At 70.2% G+C, this 21,052-nt stretch carries 12 protein-coding genes and 1 pseudogene; 11 read left to right on the top strand and 2 right to left on the bottom strand.

Annotated features, from left to right (window positions below):
- Nucleotides 1-72 precede the first annotated feature (72 nt).
- The 8 genes and pseudogenes from eccCa (at nucleotide 73) to BMZ18_RS02320 (ending at nucleotide 15,776) form a co-directional block, all read left to right on the top strand.
- A complete protein-coding gene (eccCa, locus tag BMZ18_RS02355; RefSeq protein WP_074921730.1) occupies nucleotides 73-4,071 on the top strand; it encodes a type VII secretion protein EccCa in 3,999 nt (1,332 codons plus the stop codon).
- On the top strand, nucleotides 4,068-5,597 hold the full coding sequence (locus BMZ18_RS02350) for a type VII secretion-associated protein (protein WP_068364377.1): 1,530 nt from the start codon (nucleotides 4,068-4,070) through the stop codon (nucleotides 5,595-5,597). The genes eccCa and BMZ18_RS02350 overlap by 4 nt, the downstream gene beginning before the upstream one ends.
- Nucleotides 5,598-5,729: 132 nt before the next feature.
- A complete protein-coding gene (locus BMZ18_RS02345) occupies nucleotides 5,730-6,005 on the top strand; it encodes a WXG100 family type VII secretion target (RefSeq protein ID WP_169817735.1) in 276 nt (91 codons plus the stop codon).
- Between the two features lie 76 nt (nucleotides 6,006-6,081).
- Nucleotides 6,082-6,276, top strand: a pseudogene (locus tag BMZ18_RS02340) (hypothetical protein); the annotation flags it as partial.
- The gene (locus tag BMZ18_RS02335; protein WP_068364368.1) at nucleotides 6,273-7,223 is read left to right on the top strand and encodes an ABC transporter ATP-binding protein; all 951 of its coding nucleotides are present in this window, start codon (nucleotides 6,273-6,275) and stop codon (nucleotides 7,221-7,223) included. The pseudogene BMZ18_RS02340 and the gene BMZ18_RS02335, both read left to right, overlap by 4 nt.
- Nucleotides 7,220-7,999, top strand: a complete 780-nt coding sequence (locus BMZ18_RS02330) for an ABC transporter permease (RefSeq protein WP_068364366.1) — start codon at nucleotides 7,220-7,222, stop codon at nucleotides 7,997-7,999. Before BMZ18_RS02335 ends, BMZ18_RS02330 begins: the two co-directional genes overlap by 4 nt.
- Before the next feature lie 41 nt (nucleotides 8,000-8,040).
- The gene (locus tag BMZ18_RS02325; protein WP_074921728.1) at nucleotides 8,041-11,841 is read left to right on the top strand and encodes an ABC transporter ATP-binding protein; all 3,801 of its coding nucleotides are present in this window, start codon (nucleotides 8,041-8,043) and stop codon (nucleotides 11,839-11,841) included.
- Nucleotides 11,842-11,948: 107 nt separating this feature from the next.
- The gene (locus BMZ18_RS02320) at nucleotides 11,949-15,776 is read left to right on the top strand and encodes a multifunctional oxoglutarate decarboxylase/oxoglutarate dehydrogenase thiamine pyrophosphate-binding subunit/dihydrolipoyllysine-residue succinyltransferase subunit (protein WP_074921727.1); all 3,828 of its coding nucleotides are present in this window, start codon (nucleotides 11,949-11,951) and stop codon (nucleotides 15,774-15,776) included.
- 70 nt (nucleotides 15,777-15,846) lie between these two features.
- On the opposite strand, the gene BMZ18_RS02315 is transcribed toward BMZ18_RS02320, so the two are convergent.
- Together BMZ18_RS02315 and BMZ18_RS02310 are read right to left on the bottom strand one after the other, a co-directional pair.
- Nucleotides 15,847-16,878: a beta-ketoacyl-ACP synthase III gene (locus tag BMZ18_RS02315; protein WP_068364357.1), complete on the bottom strand. Its 1,032-nt coding sequence runs from the start codon at nucleotides 16,876-16,878 to the stop codon at nucleotides 15,847-15,849.
- Between the two features lie 136 nt (nucleotides 16,879-17,014).
- Nucleotides 17,015-17,632, bottom strand: coding sequence for a TetR/AcrR family transcriptional regulator (locus BMZ18_RS02310; RefSeq protein ID WP_068364354.1), 618 nt, complete (start codon nucleotides 17,630-17,632; stop codon nucleotides 17,015-17,017).
- 69 nt (nucleotides 17,633-17,701) lie between these two features.
- On the opposite strand from BMZ18_RS02310, the gene BMZ18_RS02305 reads away from it, so the two are divergent.
- From BMZ18_RS02305 to BMZ18_RS02295, 3 genes are read left to right on the top strand one after another with little or no spacing between them, the layout of a single operon-like run.
- On the top strand, nucleotides 17,702-19,315 hold the full coding sequence (locus tag BMZ18_RS02305) for a flavin-containing monooxygenase (protein WP_068364349.1): 1,614 nt from the start codon (nucleotides 17,702-17,704) through the stop codon (nucleotides 19,313-19,315).
- Entirely contained in the window at nucleotides 19,312-20,145 is an 834-nt protein-coding gene (locus tag BMZ18_RS02300; protein ID WP_068364346.1) for an SDR family NAD(P)-dependent oxidoreductase, read from the top strand. The genes BMZ18_RS02305 and BMZ18_RS02300 overlap by 4 nt, the downstream gene beginning before the upstream one ends.
- A gap of 18 nt (nucleotides 20,146-20,163) precedes the next feature.
- A complete protein-coding gene (locus BMZ18_RS02295; RefSeq protein WP_068364343.1) occupies nucleotides 20,164-21,051 on the top strand; it encodes an alpha/beta hydrolase in 888 nt (295 codons plus the stop codon).
- The last annotated feature ends 1 nt before the right edge of the window (nucleotide 21,052 follow it).

Genomic DNA, 21,052 nt, shown 5'->3' with positions numbered 1-21,052 from the left:
GCCCGTGTCGGACGGTCGGGTTAGTGTCGTGCCGATTCGTCGACGGGGCGACGGATCACGAGGGGGGAATGCATGTCGATCGACGTGGAACGACCGGGTGGTTCGCCGCCGACCGACGGCGCCCGGGTGGGGTTCGCTCGGCCGCCGTCGCGGGTGACGGCGCCGTCGGTGCCGACCGGCGACGTCGTTCTGGAAGCGCCGCCCGACGTCCCTCGGGTGACTCCGGCGAGTCCGGTGACCAGGTTGATCCCGGTGGTGATGGTGGTCGCGATGGTCGGCACGGTCGTCTTCATGGTGACGTCCGGTGCGGCCGCCAATCCCACGGCGCTGCTCTTCCCGATCATGATGGCCGTGTCGATGCTCGCGATGTTCGCGAGTGGAGGACGAGGCGGGTCGTCGCGCGTGGCCGAGTTGGCCGAATCGCGTCGTGACTACGCCGTCTATCTCGATCGCACCCGCGCCGAGATCGAGCGCACCGCAGCCGCGCAGCGAGACGCTCTCGACCATGCGCACCCCGAGCCGTCGTCCCTGATCGCTCTGGCCGGATCCGCCCGCATGTGGGAGCGGCGTCCCGACGACCCGGATTTCCTTCACGTTCGGGTGGGTCTGGGTGATCAACGACTGGCGACCCGGCTCGTCCCGCCGGAGACCGGTCCGGCGGAGGACGTCGATCCTGCGTGCGCCTCCATGCTGCGTGAGCTCGTGCGCGCGCGGGCCATCGTTCCGCTGCTGCCCACCGCGGTGTCGCTGTCGGCCTTCTCGGCGGTGACCGTCCCGTCGTCGGAGCGGGGCCGGGCGGTCATGCGCGCCATCGTCGGCCAGGCGGTGGCCTTCCAGGGGCCCGACGATCTGCTCGTGGTCGTCGTCGCGCCGGCCGAGTACGACGCGTGGGACTGGATCAAGTGGCTTCCGCACCACCGGCAGCCGATCGACGGGGCGACCCGGGAGACGCTCCGGTTCGAGTCCGTGGCCGAAGCCATGGACGCGTTGTCCCGCGTTCGCGCCGCGGTTCGCGTTCTGCTCGTCGCGGACGGGTGGGGCGACGATTCCCACGTCGTGCGGGGCGTGCTCGGCCGACGCGGTGTGACCGTACTGGCGGCGGTCGCGGGGGCCGGCGACACCGATTCGGCGTCGCTCGCCGACGGGGAGTCGGGCCGAACACTCGAACTCGTGATGGACGGGGATCGTCTCGGTGCGCGCAGCAGCGTCGGCGTCGAGATGTTCGGCCGTGCCGACTCCCTGGACGTGGCGACGGCGACCTGTCTGGCCCGCGCGCTGGCTCGATACCGGATCGAGTCGGCCACCACCGTCGCCTCGACGCGTCGACACTCGGGAGCCTGGGTGGACCTGCCCGGCATGACGCGTCCGGAACTTCTCGATCCGGACCTCGCCTGGCGCGGTCGTTCGGGGAGCGCGCGGCTACGGGTGCCGTTCGGCCTCGACGAGGACGGCGGCGTGGTCGAATTGGACCTCAAGGAAGCCGCCGAAGGCGGAATGGGTCCGCACGGTCTGTGCATCGGTGCGACCGGCTCGGGAAAATCGGAGCTGCTGCGCACGCTCGTTCTCGGCTTGATCGCCACCCATTCCCCGAACGTTCTCAATCTGGTCCTGGTCGACTTCAAGGGCGGCGCAACGTTTCTCGGGCTGGAGGAGGCGCCGCAGGTTGCGGCGGTGATCACCAACCTCGCCGAGGAAGCGCACATGGTGGAGCGCATGCGCGACGCGCTGGCCGGGGAGATGAACCGCCGTCAGGAACTGCTCCGATCCGCAGGGAACTTCGCGAACGTCACCGACTACGCGGCCGCACGCGGACGAGGTGCAGCGCTGGATCCGCTGCCGGCGTTGTTCGTCGTCGTCGACGAGTTCTCCGAACTGCTGAGCCGCTTCCCGGAATTCGCGGACCTGTTCGTCGCGATCGGCCGACTGGGTCGATCGCTCCACATTCATCTGCTGCTGGCAAGTCAGCGACTCGACGAAGGGCGCCTTCGTGGCCTCGATTCCCATCTGTCGTATCGCATCGGTCTCAAGACCTTCTCGCCCGGAGAATCCCGGTCGGTTCTGGGTGTGCCGGACGCCTACCACCTGACCGGCGGTCCCGGCGCCGGGTTCCTCAAGAACGACGCCGGTGACCCGGTGCGCTTCACCGCGTCGTTCGTGTCCGGCCCCGTCGAACGGACCACCGGCGCACCGGCTGCAGCGTCGTCTGCTCGTGCACACCCGCCGGTGCGACTGTTCTCCGCGACGGACCGGTCGGTGCCGCGAGCGTCGACCCCGAGTCTCGACCACGAGGTGGTTCGCCCCGCGGCCGACACCCCCACCGCGGGTCCGGCGCCGACGCTTCTCGCTGCCGTCGTCGATCGTGTTCGCGGTCGTGGCCGCCCGGCCCATCGGGTGTGGCTGCCCCCGTTGGACCGGCCGGTCGCGCTCGACACCCTCGCGGACGCGACGCCGGACACCGCAGTCGGCTCGCTGTCGGCGACGATCGGCGTCGTCGATCGGCCGTTCGACCAACGTCGCGATCCGCTGCGGGTCGACTTGACCGGCGCGGCCGGTCACGTGGCCGTGGTCGGTGGACCCCACTCGGGCAAGTCCACCGCTGCGGCTACCGTCCTCCTCGCTCTCGCCCGCCGCTATGCACCGGGCGAATGCCGGATCGTCGCGCTCGACTTCGGCGGCGGCACGGTATCCCTGCTGCGGGGGTTACCGCACGTGGCCGCGGTCGCAGGTCGGACCGAGGACGAGGTGGTGCGGCGGATCGTCGCCGACACCGCAGCGGTCGTCCGGCGCCGCGAAGAGTTGTTCCGTCGGCTGGGTATCGCGTCCATGGCGGAACTGCGGGCTGCTCGGCCTGCGCGGCCCGACGTCGACACCGCCGACGTGATCCTCGTGATCGACGGGTGGTCGACGGTGCGATCCGATTTCGAGTCCCTCGAGGCCGCGCTCACCCGCGTCGCGACGACCGGCCTGTCCTACGGAGTGCATCTCCTCCTCACGGCCGGGCGGTGGGCGGACATCAGGCCCGCGGTCAAGGACGCGATCGGAACGCGGGTGGAGCTCCGGCTGGTCGACCCGCTGGACTCCGACATCGGTCGGGCGCAGGCGTCGAAGGTGCCGGCCCGGCCCGGGCGCGGTGTGACCTCGACCGGTCTGCACCTGTTGATCGCCCTTCCCCGGACCGACGGCAGGGAGACGGTCGCCGGCCTGACCGGTGCGGTGGGCGATGCGGTCGCCGGGGTGCAGGCTCGGTGGGCGCACGTCCCCGCCGCGACCGCGGTGCGGTTGCTGCCGCACCGACTGTCTCGCGCCGAATTCCTCGCGGGAGCGTTCGGGGGAGGGTCGAAACGCACGTGGCCGCCATCGACCGTGGGGGCCGGCTTCCACGGGCGCATACCGATCGGCGTCGACGAGGACGACCTGGCCCCGGTGCACCTCGATCTCGCGGAGAACCCGCACTTCCTCGTCCTCGGGGACGGGCGGTGCGGGAAGACTGCTGTTCTCCGCGCGTTGTGCGCGGGTCTGGTCGAGGCGAACGACGCCGCATCTCTGCGCGTCCTCGTGATCGACTATCGCCGAACACTTCTCGACGTCGTCCCGGACGACCGGCTCGCCGGACGGGCGTCGTCGGCCGAGGAGGCCGGCCCGATGGTGGTCGAACTCGCGCGGCACCTCCGCGCCCGGCGGCCCGGACCCGACACCACGAAGGAACAACTCGCGGCGCGGTCCTGGTGGACGGGACCCGACGTCGTCGTGGTGGTGGACGACTACGACCTCGTGGTCACGCCCACCGGCAATCCGCTGGCGGAATTGCTCGACCTGCTCTCGGTAGCCCGCGACGTCGGGCTCCACCTGGTGATCGCCCGTCGGGCCGGCGGCGCGGCGCGGGCGCTCTACGAGCCGGTGCTGGCGCGACTACGCGACCTGGCGAGCCCGGGCCTGATCATGAGCGGCAACCGCGACGAGGGTGTGCTGCTCGGCACGGTGCGCCCGTCAGACCAGCCGCCGGGTCGCGGAACTCTCGTCGACCGCTCGTCGTCCAGGGTCGTCCAGACGGTGTTCTCGGAGGACTCGTGATCGGCCTGGCCGTCGGCGTGGCTGCGGTGTGGTGGGCCGACGGCACCGCGGTCCGATCGATGTCGACGGGTCTGACGCGCTACGCGGGCGTCGTCGTCGCCGACGAGGACGCGCCCACGGTCGACGTGCTCGGCAGGGTGGACGATTCGGTACCGCTGGACGGCCACGACGTTCCGGCGTCGGAAGCACTGAGCGCGTTGATCGAGCGGGCGTGCCGCGTCGGAGGGTCGGCGGGCTCGGTGTCGGACACCCTGGTGTTCGTGCATCCACCGCACTGGGGGCCGGTGCGCTGCGGGGTGCTCTCGGTGGCCGGCCGCCCCCACGCGCGTGAGGTGCGGTTGGTCGACAGTGCCGTCGGCGCGGTGGTCGCGGCGTCCCCCTGTGCTCACGATGGTGGTTGTCGCACAGCCGTTCTCGACAGGACGCCCGCCCGGGTGACGCTGTCGACGGTCGTTGCCGAGCCAACGTCCACGGCCGGTCCGGTGCTCACGGATTGTCGCCTGCTGGTGCCGTCGACCGTCGTCGACGACGTGGCTGTCGACGCCGCCCTCACCGCAGCGTGGCAGGAGGTCACTGCGACGCTGTCGATCTGTCGGGTCGTCGTGCACGGACCCGCGGACGTGCTGTCCACGGACTCGGTGGCGGAACTCGCAGCGGTGCCCGTGATCGAGGTCGAGGACGGATCCCTCGCGGTCGCCGCCCGGAGCATGCACGTGAGCACTCGCCATGCCGGGGTGGTTCCCACGGACCCGGCGGGAGACGCGGCCGGGGGGACAGGCGGACCGCGGAGCGACACTCCGATCGGCTGGGACGACGATCTCGACGCCGCCACACCGCGCCGGGGTGCCTGGCTCGCGGACCGGGTCGCGGCCGCGAGACCGGCGAACCGTCACCGTCCTGCGCTGCGGATCGGGGCCGGGGTGGCCGCTCTGCTCGCCGCGGCCGCCGCCGCGTGCGCGCTGGTGGTGCTGTGGCCGGTGGGCACGCCGTCCGCCGTCGAGCGCGTCGTATCACCGGCCCGGACCGCCGCACCGGCGCCGGTCGAGAAGCGGGTGACCCCGACGAGCGAGCCGGCCCCGACCAGCGACCCGCGGCGGTCGATCGAGCCGCCGGCACCGACGGGCACGCCGTTCCGCGTGGGGGCACTTGGCGTGTCCATCCCGGCAGGCTGGCACCTGCAGCCCGGTCCAGACCGGGTCGAACTGCGCCCCGACGACGGCGCACCGATGCGCATCCTTCTCGTCGTCCGCGAGATCGACGCCGGCCTCGGTCTCGACGAGATCGAGGCGGAGCTCGACGCTGTGTCCGAGGGTTCCCGGCAGGTCCACGGTTTGCACCGGACCGAAGGCCACGGCCGTCAGCAGCTCGAATACCTCGAATCGGCGCCGGACGGAACGACTGCCGGATGGACCGTCTTCGCCGCGCGCGGCGAGCAGATCAGTGTCGGCTGTCAGGGCGGACCGGGCACCCATTCGGTGCTCACCCCGGTGTGCGACGCACTGCTGGCCGGCCTGTCGGTCCAGTGACTCCGTGTCTCGAGGTCCACCGGGATCGTTGCCGGGCCGAGGGAACCGTTCGGCGGCGGGCGGCGTCCATACAGATGCAGGGGGGTGCGACACCGCGGAACCCACGCCATCGAGGGGGAGTACATGTCACAGATGAGGACCACCGTCGAGACCATGCAGGTCACGGCAGGCAAGGTCGACCAGCTCACGCTGGAGGTCAAGGCGCTGCTCGACCAGCTGCGCGGCGACGTCGCGAGCGTCGGGGGCAGCTGGGAGGGCGCGGCCGCGGTCGCGTTCCAGAGCGTGATGAACAGCTGGGACACCAGCGCCAACAAGCTGCAGTTGTATTGTCATTGGTGTCCAAAGGTTGAGAGGCATTCCGATGACTACGTCCAGGTCAGCAGCAGTCTATGTTCGAATCAGTCTTGACCGTGCGGAAGATGAAGCCGGGGTGACTCGCCAGCGCGAGGACTGCCAGAAGTTGGCCGAGCGTCTGGGCTGGACCGTAGGCAAGTTCGCGGCGCGGCGCGGGGCGGTCATGCTCGGGACCCTTCTGCCCGCGGGCATCGGTGCCGCCGTGGGCGGCGCCGGCAACCGCGCCCTCGGCAAGACCGTGATCGGCAACGCGCGGGACGCGTTCGGACCACCTCCGCAGGACTGGCCGGCCGGCAACCGGCCCGTGGCCACCGGGCCACGGTGACCGGCCCGTACCGGCCCCCGCCGGCTCTGGCAGCACGCGGGTTGAGCAAGGCCTTCGCGGGGATCGACGCCGTCCGCGACGTGTCCTTCGTCGTGCCCACGGGCTCCGTCACGGGTTTGCTCGGACCCAACGGCTCGGGCAAGTCGACCACCCTGCGCATGCTGCTCGGTCTGGTGCATCCCGACGCCGGCGAGGCCGACGTGGCCGGACGTCCGCTCGCGGCGCACGACGTTCCCGGTCGCGTCGTCGGCGCGGTCCTCGACGGCCGCGGCGCGCATCCGCGTCGTACCGCCCGCGCACACCTCCGGTGCCTCGCCCCCGTCGTGGGGGTCTCCGACGCTCGGGTCGAGGAAGTGCTCGCGCTGGTCGGCCTCCACGACGTCGCTCACCGGCGGACCGGCACGTACTCCCTCGGGATGCGGCAGCGGCTGGCCCTGGCGACCGCGCTGCTGGGCGACCCGGCGGTGCTCGTGCTCGACGAACCGGCCAACGGCCTCGATCCGCAGGGCATCGTCTGGCTTCGGGACGTCCTGACGGCCCATGCTCGGTCGGGTCGGACGGTCCTCGTGTCCAGTCACCTGGTGCGGGAACTCGAGCAGACGGTCGACCACCTCGTGATCATGTCGGCGGGGCGCGTGGCGTTCCACGGCAGCCTGGCCGAGTTGGGCGCGCTCCACCCGCCGCGCACGCTCGTCGCGTCCGCCGACCCCGCGGCACTGGCTCTGGCTCTGGCCGCGGCAGGGCACACGGACGCGATCCTGGGGGCCGACGGTCGTCTCGTCGTCACGGGGATGGGCGCCGACGGCGTGGCCTCCGTCGCGCGGACCGCCGGAGTTCCCGTGTTCGGAATCGAGACGGCGACGACGGACCTCGAACGGATCTTCCTGTCCATGACGGGCGCTCCCCCGCCGGTCCCGGCCGGACCGTCGACGGGAGTGCGGCGATGACCGTGGGTGCAGCCGAGCTGCTGCGGTCCGAGTTCCGGAAGGTGTTCTCGCTGCGCACCTGGTGGGCTCTGGGCCTGCCGCCGATCGTCATCGGCCTGCTGTCGGGTGCGATCTACGGCGCGATCGCCTCGTCGGACGTCCTGGCCGGAGTCACCGACGCCGACGTCCTCGCCGTCACCCTGACCGCAGCGGTCACGGTGGGTGCTGTCGTGTTGTTCGCCGCCGTCTTCGGGGCGGTGCACGTGGCCGGCGACCTGCGTCACGGGTCGTGGGCCACCTCCCTGATCGCCGTCCCTCGCCGTGGGCGCGTCGTGTCCGCGCAGCTCACGGTCAGCGCTGCGGTCGGAGCGCTCTACGCACTGCTGTCGGTCACCGCAGCACTGTTCTCGCTCACCGTCGTCGGCGGTGACGCGGTGGCCGTCTCGGGCTCCCTGGTCGCCGGCCTGCTGCCCGCCGCCGTAGTGGCGGGCGTGCTGTGGAGCGCCCTGGGTTGTGGGCTCGGCCTGCTCACCGGATCCCCCACGTGGAGTGCCGTGGCCCTGGTCGCATGGCTCCCGCTCGGCGAGTCGGTGGTGGCCGTCGTCGCGAGCGGGCTCGGCGCGGACGCGGCGGTGCGCCTGCTGCCGGGCCTGGCGACCGTCGGCATGGTCACGCTCGGGCGCGGCCCTACCGACCTCCTGCTTCCCTTCGGCGCCGCGATCGTGTGCCTGCTGCTGTGGGCAAGCGGGATGGCCGGGGCCGGATGGTGGCGCGCGGTGATGCGGGACGTCGAGTGAGCCCCCGAGTGAGCCGAGCACGAGCATGAGCGGATTCGGCCATCGCGTCTGAGTCCGCCGGATGGATCCGGCGGCTCACCGCGGAGTGCCTGACCCATCGCCGTACGGCAGTGGGTGCCCTGCTGGTGACCTTCGTGGCCGCCGGGATCGACGTCTGCTTCCCGCTGCTCACCCGCATCGCGGTGGACGACGCCGCGGCGTCGCGGACGGAGACGCTCGGGGCCGTCGCCGCCGCGATCGTCGGTCTCGGAGTGGTGCGCTTCGCGTGTCAGTTCGGCCGGCGGCTGCTGGCGGGTGCGCTGTCCGTCGACGTCCAGCACGAACTGCGCCAACGGTTGATGGGAACGCTGCTCCGGCTCGACGGTCCCCGTCAGGACGAGATCGCGGTCGGTCAGGTGGTGTCGCGCTCGATCAGCGACCTGCAACTGGTGCAGGGTCTGCTCGCGATGGTGCCGCTGTCCGCCGGGGCGGTGCTGCAGTTCGTCCTGGCTCTCGGGATCATGCTGACGCTCTCCCCCGCGTTGACCCTGGTCGCGCTGGCGGTGGTGCCGGCCATGTCGATCCTCGTGGTGCGCCGACGGCCGCAGCTCTACGCGGCCACGTGGTCCGCACAGCAGCGCGCTGCCGAACTGGCCGGTCACGTCGAGGAGACGGTCACCGGCGTGCGGGTGGTGAAAGGTTTCGGCCAGGAGAGTCGAGCGGTCGACGTCCTCGTCGACATCGGCCGACGGTTGTTCGCCGAACGCCTGCGAGCGGCGCGGGTCAACGCCCGGTTCGCTCCGGGCATGGCTGCGCTCCCCCAGCTCGGACTGGTGGGGGTCATCGCCCTCGGCGGGTGGTTCACGCTGTCCGGTGCCATCACGGTCGGCACGTTCCTCGCGTTCGCCAGCTACGTGATCACCCTCGCCGCGGTGACCCGCACGGTGACGTCGGTCGTGGTGATGGCCCAGCTCACCCGCGCCGCCGTGGAGCGGGTGTACGAGGTGATCGACACCCGGCCCAGCGACGACCGGCCCGCCGGCGCCGCGCCGACGCCCGTTCCGGACGGCCCGTTCGGACTCCGCCTGCGGGACGTCCACTTCGGCTACGCCAGTGGTCCACCGGTGCTGGCCGGACTCGACCTCGACGTCGCTCCCGGGGAGACGGTGGCCGTGGTCGGCCCGTCGGGAAGCGGGAAGTCGACGCTGTCGATGCTGGTCCCGCGCTTCTACCGACCGACGGCCGGGTCGATCGAGCTGACCTCCCCGGCGGGAACGGCGAACATCGCCGACGTGGACGCCGCGGCCCTGCGCGGCGCAGTCGGCGTCGCGTTCGACGAACCGTTCCTGTTCTCACGGACGATTCGCGAGAACGTCGCCCTCGCCCGGCCGGACGCGAGCGACGACGACGTCCTCGACGCCATCCGTCGCGCCGCGGCCGAGGACGTCCTCGAGACGGTGCCCGGCGGTCTCGACGCGCGTGTCGGCGAGCGCGGGCTGACCCTGTCCGGCGGTCAACGGCAGCGACTCGCGCTCGCCCGCGTCCTGCTGGCCAGACCCCGCGTGATGGTGCTCGACGACGCGACGTCGGCCGTCGACGCGCACACCGAGGCGACGGTCTACGCGCGTCTCCGGGAGGTCGGGTCCGGCCGGTCCCGACCCACGATGCTGGTGCTGGCCCACCGACGGTCGACTCTCACGCTCGCGGACCGCATCGTCGTGCTGGACGGGGGCCGGGTGATCGACTCCGGGACCGAGGCGGAACTCGACGACCGGTGTGCGCTGTTCCGGATGCTGATGTCCGCGGACGCCGCCGCCGACCGTGTCGGTTCTGCCGACCCGGACGCCGAGGTCGATCTGTGGCCGGACGCCGCGGTGCCCGACCGTCCGACGGCCACGGCCGGCCCGGCAGGCGGCGCCGGCCCCGGCGCCCACGGGCCCGGATCCGCGCTCGGGGGCGCGATGGCCGGCGACGAGATCGCCGCAGCGGTCGCGGCCCTGCCCGAGGCAACGGACCGTCCCGACGTCGACGAGTCGGCCGCGCGCACCGACGAATCGACCTTCACCCTGCGTCGCACGCTGGCACCGGTCGCGGGCCTGCTCGCGCTCGTCGCGACGTTCCTGGCCTTCGATTCGATCGTCACCGTCGCGTTCCCGTCGATCGTGCGCTTCGCCGTCGACCACGGCGCCGTGGAGCGGAACACCGCGGTCCTCGCCGGTGTCTCCGCGGCGGTACTGGCGTTGGTGGCGGCCGACTGGCTGGTGGTTCGTGCGCTCACCGTGACCACCGCGCGCGCCGGCGAGACGGTGCTGTTCTCGCTGCGGGTCCGCAGCTACGCCCACCTGCAGCGGCTCGGCCTCGACTACTACGAACGAGAACTGTCCGGTCGCATCATGACGCGGATGACCACGGACGTCGACGCGCTGTCGTCGTTCCTGCAGACCGGGCTCTCGACGGCGATCGTCGCCGTGCTGACCGTGGTCGGGGTGTCGATCGCGCTCGTCCTCACGGACGGGGTGCTGGCGGCGGTCACGTTATCGGTGGTGCCGGTGCTGACAGTCGCGACGGTGGTCTTCCGACGCATCTCCTCCCGTGCCTACGCCACGTCGCGCGAGCGCATCTCCTCGGTCAACGCGGACTTCCAGGAGAACGTGTCGGGTCTGCGCGTCGCGCAGGCGGCGCGGTTCGAGGACGAGGCCCGCGAGGCCTTCCGTGCTCGGTCGTGGTCCTATCGCGCGAGTCGCATGCGGTCCCAACGCGCCATCTCCGTCTACTTCCCCTTCATCACCGCCCTGTCGGACGTCGCGCTCGCCGCCGTCGTGCTGGTCGGGGCGCATCGGGTCGCCGACGGCAGCGCGACGCCGGGAACGCTGGTCGCCTTCGTGCTATATCTCGGGTTGCTGTTCGGACCCATCCAGCAGCTCTCGCAGGTGTTCGACAGCTACCAGCAGGCGACGGTCGGACTCCGACGCATCGCGGCCCTGCTCGCGACCTCGAGCTCCCTCGAGTCGGCACCCGACGAGACCGGCTCGGGCGAGGCCGATCGACCGGCTCCGGCGCTGCGTCTCGTCGGCGACGTCGAGCTGCGTGACGTGGGATTCCGATACGAGGGGGCCGACCGGGACGCCGTGCGCGACGTGCGCCTGTCGATCCCGGCGGGGTCGACGGTGGCCCTGGTCGGACGTACCGGCGCCGGGAAGTCGACGGTGGTCAAGCTCATCGCTCGGTTCTACGACCCGACCTCGGGTGCCGTCCTCGTCGACGGGGTGGACCTGAGAACCCGGCCCCTGACCGCCTATCGCCGACGCCTCGGAGTGGTCCCGCAGGAGGCGCACCTCTTCGGCGGCACGGTGGCGTCGAACATCGCGTTCGGACGGCCCGACGCGAGCCGCGCGGACATCGAGGCGGCCGCGCGGGCGGTGGGGGCGCTGCCGATGATCGCGGCACTGCCGTCGGGCATGAACACCCCGGTCGGTGAGCGCGGTCGGGGCCTGTCCGCCGGCGCCCGACAACTCGTCGCGCTGGCCCGCGCCGAGTTGGTGGACCCGGACGTCCTGCTGCTCGACGAGGCCACCGCCACCCTGGACCCCGCCACCGAGCGCGCCGTACTGGACGCGAGCCGCACCATCACCCGACGCCGCACCGCGGTGGTGGTGGCGCACCGACTGGCGACGGCCGCCCGAGCGGACACCGTGGTGGTGGTGCACGACGGACGCATCGTCGAGAGCGGGCCGCACGCGATGTTGATCCGTTCCGGAGGTTTCTACGCCGAGCTGTGGGACATCACCGAAGGACGCGGATCGGCGATAAGTGATGCAGACCACATCGTCATCGGAGACGATGACTCGACCACACAGCGGTGAAGCCCGTCACACGGCCGACGCGGCGGCGCGAGCACCGACCGGAAGGTCTAACCTGGAGTGGCCGTGCGCTGAGCGAGAACAAGAAGGAAACGAGGCGAACACCTGCCGTGAGCAGCAGTTCTACTACACAGTTCGGACAGAACCAGTGGCTGGTCGACGAAATGTACCAACGTTTCAAGACCGACCCCTCCTCGGTCGACGAGAGCTGGCACGAGTTCCTCGCCGACTACACCCCCGAACAGAACGGTGGCGGCGATCCCGCGACCGGACGCGAGTCCACCAGCGGTGCAGCATCTTCCGGTAACGGCAGCGCTGCCCCCGCCCCGAAGGCCGAGAAGCCGAAGGCCGAGCCGAGCAAGCCCGCGGCCGAGAAGCCCGCCGAGCCGAAGGCCGACAAGCCCTCCGAGCCGAAGGCCGACAAGCCCGCCGCCCCGAAGGCCGAGAAGCCCGCCGCCAAGGCGGAGCCCGCGAAGGCGGCGCCGACGAAGCCCGCCTCCAAGGCCGCATCCGCCACGCCGGCCGCCAAGGCCGGCTCGTCCGACCAGAACGACCAAGCGCCCGCCGAGGACACCTCGAAGGTCCTGCGCGGCGCGGCGGCCGCCGTCGCGAAGAACATGTCGGCTTCGCTGCAGATCCCCACGGCGACCTCCGTGCGCGCGATCCCGGCGAAGCTGATGATCGACAATCGCCTCGTCATCAACAACCACCTCGCCCGCACGCGCGGCGGCAAGATCTCGTTCACCCACCTGCTCGGGTACGCGATCGTGCAGGCCGTGAAGGCGTTCCCCAACATGAACCGGCACTTCGCCGAGGTGGACGGCAAGCCGAACGCGGTGACGCCGGCGCACACCAACCTCGGTCTCGCGATCGACCTGCCCGGCAAGGACGGGTCGCGTTCGCTGGTCGTCGCGGCGATCAAGGGCTGCGAGGACATGTCCTTCACCCAGTTCCACACCGCATACGAGGACATCGTGCGCCGTGCGCGCGACGGCAAGCTCACGGCTGCCGACTTCTCCGGCGTGACCATCTCGCTGACCAACCCGGGCACCATCGGCACCGTGCACTCCGTGCCGCGTCTGATGAACGGCCAGGGCGCGATCATCGGCGCCGGCGCCATGGAGTACCCCGCGGAGTTCCAGGGGTCGAGCGACGAGCGCCTGGCGGAGTTGGGCGTCGGCAAACTGATGACGCTGACGTCGACGTACGACCACCGCATCATCCAGGGCGCGGAGTCGGGCGATTTCCTGCGCACGATCCACAACCTGCTGATCAGCGACGAGTTCTACGACGAGATCTTCCACGGTCTCGCCATTCCGTACGAGCCGATCCGTTGGCGTCGTGACCTGCCGACGGGCACCGTCGACAAGAACACCCGCGTCCTGGAACTGATCGCGGCGTACCGCAACCGCGGTCACCTCATGGCGGACACCGATCCGCTCATGTTCACCAAGGACAAGTTCCGGATGCATCCGGACCTCGACGTCATCAGCCACGGCCTGACGCTGTGGGACCTCGACCGCGAGTTCGCCGTCGGCGGCTTCCACGGCGAGGACCGGATGAAGCTGCGGGACGTCCTCAGCGTCCTGCGCGACTCGTACTGCCGCCACGTCGGCGTGGAGTACACCCACATCCTCGAGACCGACCAGGTGGCCTGGCTGCAGGAGCGGGTGGAGGCCAAGCACGTCAAGCCGACCGTCGCGCAGCAGAAGTACATCCTGAGCAAGCTCAACGCGGCCGAGGCCTTCGAGACGTTCCTGCAGACCAAGTACGTCGGCCAGAAGCGCTTCTCGCTCGAGGGCGCCGAGTCGGTCATCCCGATGATGGACTCCGTGATCGACCAGTCCGCCGAACACACGCTCGACGAGGTCGTCATCGGCATGCCGCACCGCGGCCGCCTCAACGTGCTGGCGAACATCGTGGGCAAGCCGTACTCGAAGATCTTCACCGAGTTCGAGGGCAACATGAACCCGGCGGCCGCGCACGGCTCCGGCGACGTGAAGTACCACCTGGGTGCCGAGGGCAACTACATCCAGATGTTCGGCGAGAACGACATCAAGGTCTCGCTCACCGCCAACCCCTCGCACCTCGAGGCGGTCGACCCGGTGCTCGAGGGCCTGGTTCGCGCCAAGCAGGACCTCCTGGACAAGGGCGACGGTCGCGATGGTTTCTCGGTGCTGCCGCTGATGCTCCACGGCGACGCCGCCTTCGCGGGTCAGGGTGTGGTGGCCGAGACGCTCAACCTCGCACTGCTGCGCGGGTACCGCACCGGCGGAACCGTGCACATCGTGGTCAACAACCAGGTCGGCTTCACGACGGCACCGGAGTTCTCGCGCTCGAGCGAGTACTGCACGGACGTGGCCAAGATGATCGGCGCGCCGATCTTCCACGTCAACGGTGACGATCCCGAGGCCTGCGCCTGGGTCGCGCGTCTCGCGGTGGACTTCCGTCAGAAGTTCCACAAGGACGTCGTGATCGACATGATCTGCTACCGCCGTCGCGGTCACAACGAGGGCGACGACCCCTCGATGACCCAGCCGGCGATGTACGACGTGATCGACACCAAGCGCAGCGTCCGCAAGAGCTACACCGAGGCGCTCATCGGCCGCGGCGACATCTCCCTCAAGGAGGCGGAGGACGCTCTCCGCGACTACCAGGGCCAGCTCGAACGGGTCTTCAACGAGGTACGCGAGCTCGAGAAGTACGCCCCGGAGCCCAGCGAGTCGGTCGAGATGGATCAGCAGATCCCGCACAAGCTCACGACGGCCGTCGACAAGTCGATCCTGCACCGCATCGGCGACGCGTTCGTGAACGTGCCCGACGGCTTCACCGTGCACCCCCGCGTGCAGCCGGTGCTGGACAAGCGTCGCGAGATGGCCTACGAGGGCAAGGTCGACTGGGCGTTCGGCGAGTTGCTCGCCCTGGGCACGTTGATCGACGAGGGCAAGCTCGTTCGCATGTCCGGCCAGGACACCCGCCGCGGCACCTTCACCCAGCGGCACTCGGTGCTCATCGATCGTAAGACGGGCGAGGAGTACACCCCGCTGCACAACATCGGCAGCGACAACCCGGGCAAGTTCCTGGTCTACGACTCCGCGCTGAGCGAGTACGCGGCCGTGGGCTTCGAGTACGGCTACTCGGTGGGCAACCCCGACGCGCTGGTGCTGTGGGAGGCGCAGTTCGGCGACTTCGTCAACGGCGCGCAGTCCATCATCGACGAGTTCATCTCGTCCGGTGAGGCCAAGTGGGGACAGCTCTCGGACGTCGTGCTGCTGCTGCCGCACGGCCACGAGGGTCAGGGCCCGGACCACACGTCCGGCCGTATCGAGCGCTTCCTGCAGCTGTGCGCGGAGGGTTCGATGACCGTCGCGGTGCCGTCGACGCCGGCGAACTACTTCCACCTGCTGCGTCGTCACGCCCGTGACGGCATCCAGCGGCCGCTGGTGGTGTTCACCCCGAAGTCGATGCTGCGCAACAAGGCCGCGGTGAGCAACATCGAGGACTTCACCGACGGCAAGTTCCACTCGGTGTTCGACGAGCCCACCTACGAATCGGGCGACGGCGATCGCTCGAAGGTGGAGCGTGTGCTCATGGTCAGCGGCAAGCTCTACTACGAGCTGCTGGCGTACAAGCAGAAGAACAAGCGGGACGACGTCGCCATCGTGCGCGTCGAGCAGCTCTACCCGATCCCGAACCGTCGCATCGCCGAGGCGTTGGACGGCTACCCGAACGCCACCGAATACCGGTGGGTCCAGGAGGAGCCGGCCAACCAGGGTGCGTGGCCGACCTTCGGTCTCGCGTTCCCGGAGCTGCTGCCCGAGCGCCTGTCGGGCATCAAGCGCGTCTCGCGTCGCCCGATGTCGGCGCCGTCGTCGGGGTCGAGCAAGGTCCACGCAGTGGAGCAGCAGGAGATCATCGAGACCGCCTTCAACGGCTGATCTTCCCGCAGACGAGAAAGGGCCGCACCCTGCGAGGGTGCGGCCCTTTCTCGTGGCGCGCGACGGCCGGTCAGGTCGCCGGCGCGTCCGGCAACGTGACGACCTGTCCGGCGAACGAGAGTCCGGCGCCGAAGCCGAGCAGCAGCGCGGTGTCGCCCTTCTTCGCCTTGCCGGTGCGCAGCAGTTCCTCGACGGCCAACGGAATGGACGCGGCGGAGGTGTTGCCGGCCTCGGCGATGTCGTTGGCCACCGGAATGTCCTCGGCGAGCTCGAGGCTCTTCGCCAACAGGTCGGTGATGCGGGAGTTGGCCTGGTGCGGAACGAAGACGTCGAGATCGCCGGCCGTGATGCCCGCCCTGTCGAGTGCTTCGCGTGCCACCTTGGCCATCTCGAACGCGGCCCAGCGGAACACGGCGATACCCGTCATCGCGATCCACGGACGATCCGCGGTGGGATCCTCCTTCAGGTCGGCGAAGTACTGCAGCCAGTCCTTGTCCTGCCGGATCGCTTCCCACTGCGAGCCGTCGGAGCCCCACACGACCGGTCCGATGGCGGGCTCGTCGGTGAGGCCGATGACCATGGCACCGGCGCCGTCACCGAAAATCATGCGCGTGCCGCGGTCGTCGGGCCGAGTGGTGACGGACAGCTGCTCGACGCCGATGACGAGCACCTTGTTCGCCGTTCCGCTGCGCACCATGTCGGAGGCCGTGGCAAGTCCGTAGCAGAACCCGGCGCACCCGGCGCCGAGGTCGAACGCGCCGGGACCGTCGAGGCCGAGGGCATCGGCGACGATCGGGGCGGCCGGCGGACTCAGCAGCAGGTGGGTGGACGTCGCGACGATGATGCAGCCGATCTCGGAGGGATCGACGCCCGAATTCTCCAACGCGCGCCGACCTGCCTCGATGGACATGTAGACGACGTTCTCGTTCTCCGCGGCGAACCGACGGGACTCGATGCCGGTGCGCGTACGGATCCACTCGTCGGAGGAATCGATGGTGCGACAGATCTCCTCGTTGGTCACCACACGTTCGGGTCGGAACGCGCCGATCCCGAGAATCCCCGAGTGTCGCGTCTCGCTCGGAACTGTGATCTGCGCGCCCATCGACGGCCGTCCTCTCCTCATCGGTCTTCGGCGTGGACGCCGGAGTTCGTAGTGTGTCTCACGGTACTTCCGCCTCGGGGCACGCGGTGCACCGACGCCACGAAAGACCGCGGCGAGTTCTTCCCCTCGTGTATCGCTACGCCACGGTCGAGCGTTCCGCCAGCAGCGCCGCCGCGTCGTCGGGCCCGAGCGCCACCGCCGGCAGGGCTCGGGTGAGCAGCGCGATCAGTTCGTCACGGGAGAGCAGCTCGTCGCGCAACCAGTGCACGGTGGTCTCCTCGCAGAAGGCGATCCATCCGCGGATGGCGAGGTGGATCAGCGGAGTCGGCTCGATGCCGACGAGCGGCAGCTGCGCGAGCGTGCGATCGACCATGGCGTCCCGCGTGCGTTCGAAGACCGCTCGCGTGGCCGGGTCGCCGCTGGCGGTCCCGCGCAACAGGGAGACGTAGGTGGTGCGGTTGGCGGAGACGTAGTCCACATAGGCGGTGAGCGTGGACATGAGCGTCTCGATCGGTCCGAGGCCGTCCGGGGGTGCGGTGGACTCGAGCATCTCCCGGCTGATGTGCTCGACGATGGCCAGGTGGTACTCGTCCTTCGACGAGAAGTAGTGGAAGAGCAGGCCGCGCGACACCCCGGCCTGATCGGCGATCTCGTCGACGGAGATCTGCGACAAGGGGCGACCGGAGAGCATGGAGACGCCCAGCTCGATCAGCTGCGCCCGACGCTCGTCGGGGCTCAGCCTGGTCCGTTTCATGACCCCATCCTACTGAATGTCGGTCAACAACTGTTGACCATTGCTCAACAAGGCTCTAATCTCCGGTGCATGAGTCATCCAGTAACAGATACCGACGCGGTCGCTGCACGGTACGTCGACACCATCATCATCGGCAGCGGCTTCGCCGGATTGGGCGCTGCGATCAAGCTCAGCCAGCAGGGCAACTCGAACTTTCTGGTGCTCGAGCGAGGCTCGGACGTCGGCGGTACGTGGCGCGACAACACCTACCCCGGTGCCGCCTGCGACGTGCCGTCGCACCTCTACTCCTACTCGTTCGCGCTCAACCCCGACTGGACGCGCTCGTTCTCCCGTCAGCCGGAGATCCAGCGGTACATCGAGAAGGTCGCCCGTGAGCACCGCGTGTACGACCGGCACGTCTTCGACTGCCACGTCGAGTCCGCGCGGTGGAACGAGGCCACGGCGCAGTGGGACCTCGAGACCACGCAGGGCGCGTTCACCGCGTCCAAGCTGGTGTCCGCCGTCGGTGCGCTGAGCGAGCCGAACCTACCGGACATCCCCGGTATCCGGGACTTCCGCGGCGACATCTTCCATTCCGCCCAGTGGGACCACGAGACCAGCCTGCGCGGCAAGCGCGTCGCCGTCATCGGTACCGGCGCGTCGGCCATCCAGATCGTGCCGGCCATCGCTCCCGAGGTCGCGCACCTCGACGTCTACCAGCGCACCGCCCCGTGGGTGCTCCCCCGCCTCGACCGCGAGTACACCGCGCTCGAGCGCGCCGCATTCAAGTACGTCCCGGGCTTCCAGCGCCTCTCGCGGACGGGCATCTACGCCGCCCGCGAGACACAGGTCGTGGGTCTGGCCAAGGCACCCGCCCTGATGAAGGTGTTCGAGTTCATCGCACGCCGCCAGATCGCCCGCGGCATCAGCGACCCGGAGCTGCGTCGCAAGGTCATGCCGAACTTCCGTATCGGCTGCAAGCGCATGCTCATCTCGAACAACTACTACCCGGCGCTCAGCCGGCCCAACGTCGACCTCGTCACCGACGGCATCGCGGAGGTGCGCGAGCACTCCATCGTGACGAAGGACGGCACGGAGCGCGAGATCGACGCCCTGGTGGTGGCCACCGGGTTCCACGTCACCGACTCGCCGACCTTCCAGGGCATCTTCGGTCGGGACGGTCGCTCGCTCGCCGAGGTCTTCGACGAGCGCGGCCAGCAGGGGTACAAGGGCGCGGCCGTCGCCGGGTTCCCCAACCTGTTCTTCCTCGTCGGCCCCAACACCGGCCTCGGCCACACGTCGATGGTGTTCATGATCGAGTCGCAGTTGAATTACGTGATCGACGCGCTGAACACCATGGATCGTCACAATCTCGGCGTCGTCGAGGTGCGGCGGGACGTGCAGGACCGGTACAACAATGAGCTACAGCAGAAACTCGGCAAGTCCGTCTGGCTCACCGGTGGCTGTGCCAGCTGGTACCTCGACAAGCACGGCAACAACACCACGCTCTGGCCGGACTTCACCTTCGAGTTCCGCCGCATCACCAAGCAGTTCGACCTCGAGGCCTACGACGCGGTGGCAGCCGCGGACCTGACCTCGGCCGAGGCCGAGCCCACCCCGACCGCCGTCGGCACGCCTGCTCCGGACACCACCCGGAATTCCGACGATCCCGCCGACCTCACACCGAAAGCGACTGCACGATGAGCGAATTCCCCGGACGCGTGGCCGTCGTCACCGGCGCCGGCTCGGGCATCGGCCGCGCCCTGGCGCTCGATCTCGCCTCCCGCGGTGCCCGCCTGGCCCTGTCCGACGTCGATTCGGTCGGCCTCGCCGAGACGGTGGCCGCCGTGACGGCCCGCGGCGCCGAAGTCCGCAGCGACCACCTCGACGTCAGCGAACGCGCCGGCGTCCTCGACTACGCGGAGACGGTGCGCAGCCACTTCGGCGCGGTGAACCAGATCTACAACAACGCCGGCATCGCGCATCACGGCGACGTCGAGCGCACGGAGTTCAAGGACTTCGAGCGCATCGTCGACGTCGACTTCTGGGGCGTGGTCAACGGCACCAAAGCGTTCCTCCCCCACCTGATCGAGTCCGGGGACGGCCACGTCGTCAACGTGTCGAGCCTGTTCGGTCTGCTCGCGATTCCCTCGCAGTCCGCCTACAACGCGGCGAAGTTCGCCGTGCGCGGGTTCACCGAGGCCCTGCGCCAGGAGATGCTGATCTCCGGCAAGCCCGTGCGGGTGACCTGCGTGCATCCCGGTGGCATCAAGACCGCGATCGCGCGTAACGCGACGGTCACCGACGATCACGATCAGCGCACCGTCGCCGAGATGTTCGACCGCAAGCTCGCGCGGACCACCCCGGAGACCGCGGCGCGCGTCATCCTGACCGGCGTGCAGAGGAACAAGGCGCGCGTGCTCATCGGGGCCGACGCGAAGGCGTTGGACATCCTGGTCCGCGTCGCCGGTCCGCACTACCAGGACCTCGTCGCCAAGGTCACCGGCCGCATCATGCCCAAGCCCGTGGCCTGACGGGTGCCCCTACGCCCGATGTCGCTCCCCCTGCCCGTGGTCTCGCGGGCAGTGGGAGCCATCTTCCGTCTCGCCCTGTCTCCGCACCTGCCCACCGCGGTGCACCGACGCGTCCTCGAGCTCCTCGCCGCAGGGCTCCCCCTTCCCGACGGCACCGTGGCGCGCACCGGCCGGCTCGGCGGGGTGCCCGTCGAGTACGTCACGGTGGGCGCCACGACACGGCCGACGACTGTGGTCTACCTGCACGGCGGCGCCTACGTCACCGGATCGCCGCGGACCCACCGCGCACTCACCGCCACGCTCGCGCAGGACAGTGGGGCCCGTGTCGTCGCCGTCGACTACCGTCTCGCGCCGGAACACCCGCATCCCGCTGCCCTGGACGACGCGCTCGCCGTGGTCGACGCCCTGCTCGCCGAGGGGTCGACGCCGTCGTCGCTCGCCGTCGCGGGCGACTCGGCGGGCGGCGGGTTGGCCGCGGCTCTCACCGGAGCCCTGGTCGACCGGGGAGTGCGACCGGCGTGTCTGGCCCTGATCTCACCGTGGACCGATCCCGCCGATCGGGACTTCCCCGCCGACCGTGACCTGTTGCTCGATCGTCGGTGGCTCGAGCGGTCGGCGGCCGACTACCGCGGTCATCGCGACGCCGCCGACCCCGGCTACGCGCCCGCGCACCGATCGCCGGTGGGTTTCCCGCCCACGCTGGTGCACGTCGGCGCGGCGGAAATCCTTCACCCCCAGGTCCTCCGCTACGTCGAGGCGCTGCGCGCCGCGGACGTTCCCACCACGCTCACCGAATATCCGGACCTGTGGCACGTCGCTCACCTACAGGCCACTCTGACCGAACCGGCCCGCGAGGCGGTGCGCGAGCTCGGTGCGTTCGTCCGGGAGCACCTCGCCCGCGCCTGAC

The organism is Rhodococcoides kroppenstedtii, from assembly GCF_900111805.1.
GTDB classification, from domain to species: domain Bacteria; phylum Actinomycetota; class Actinomycetes; order Mycobacteriales; family Mycobacteriaceae; genus Rhodococcoides; species Rhodococcoides kroppenstedtii.
Note: the sequence above shows the minus strand (reverse complement) of the source record. Positions and strands in the feature narration are given on the sequence as shown.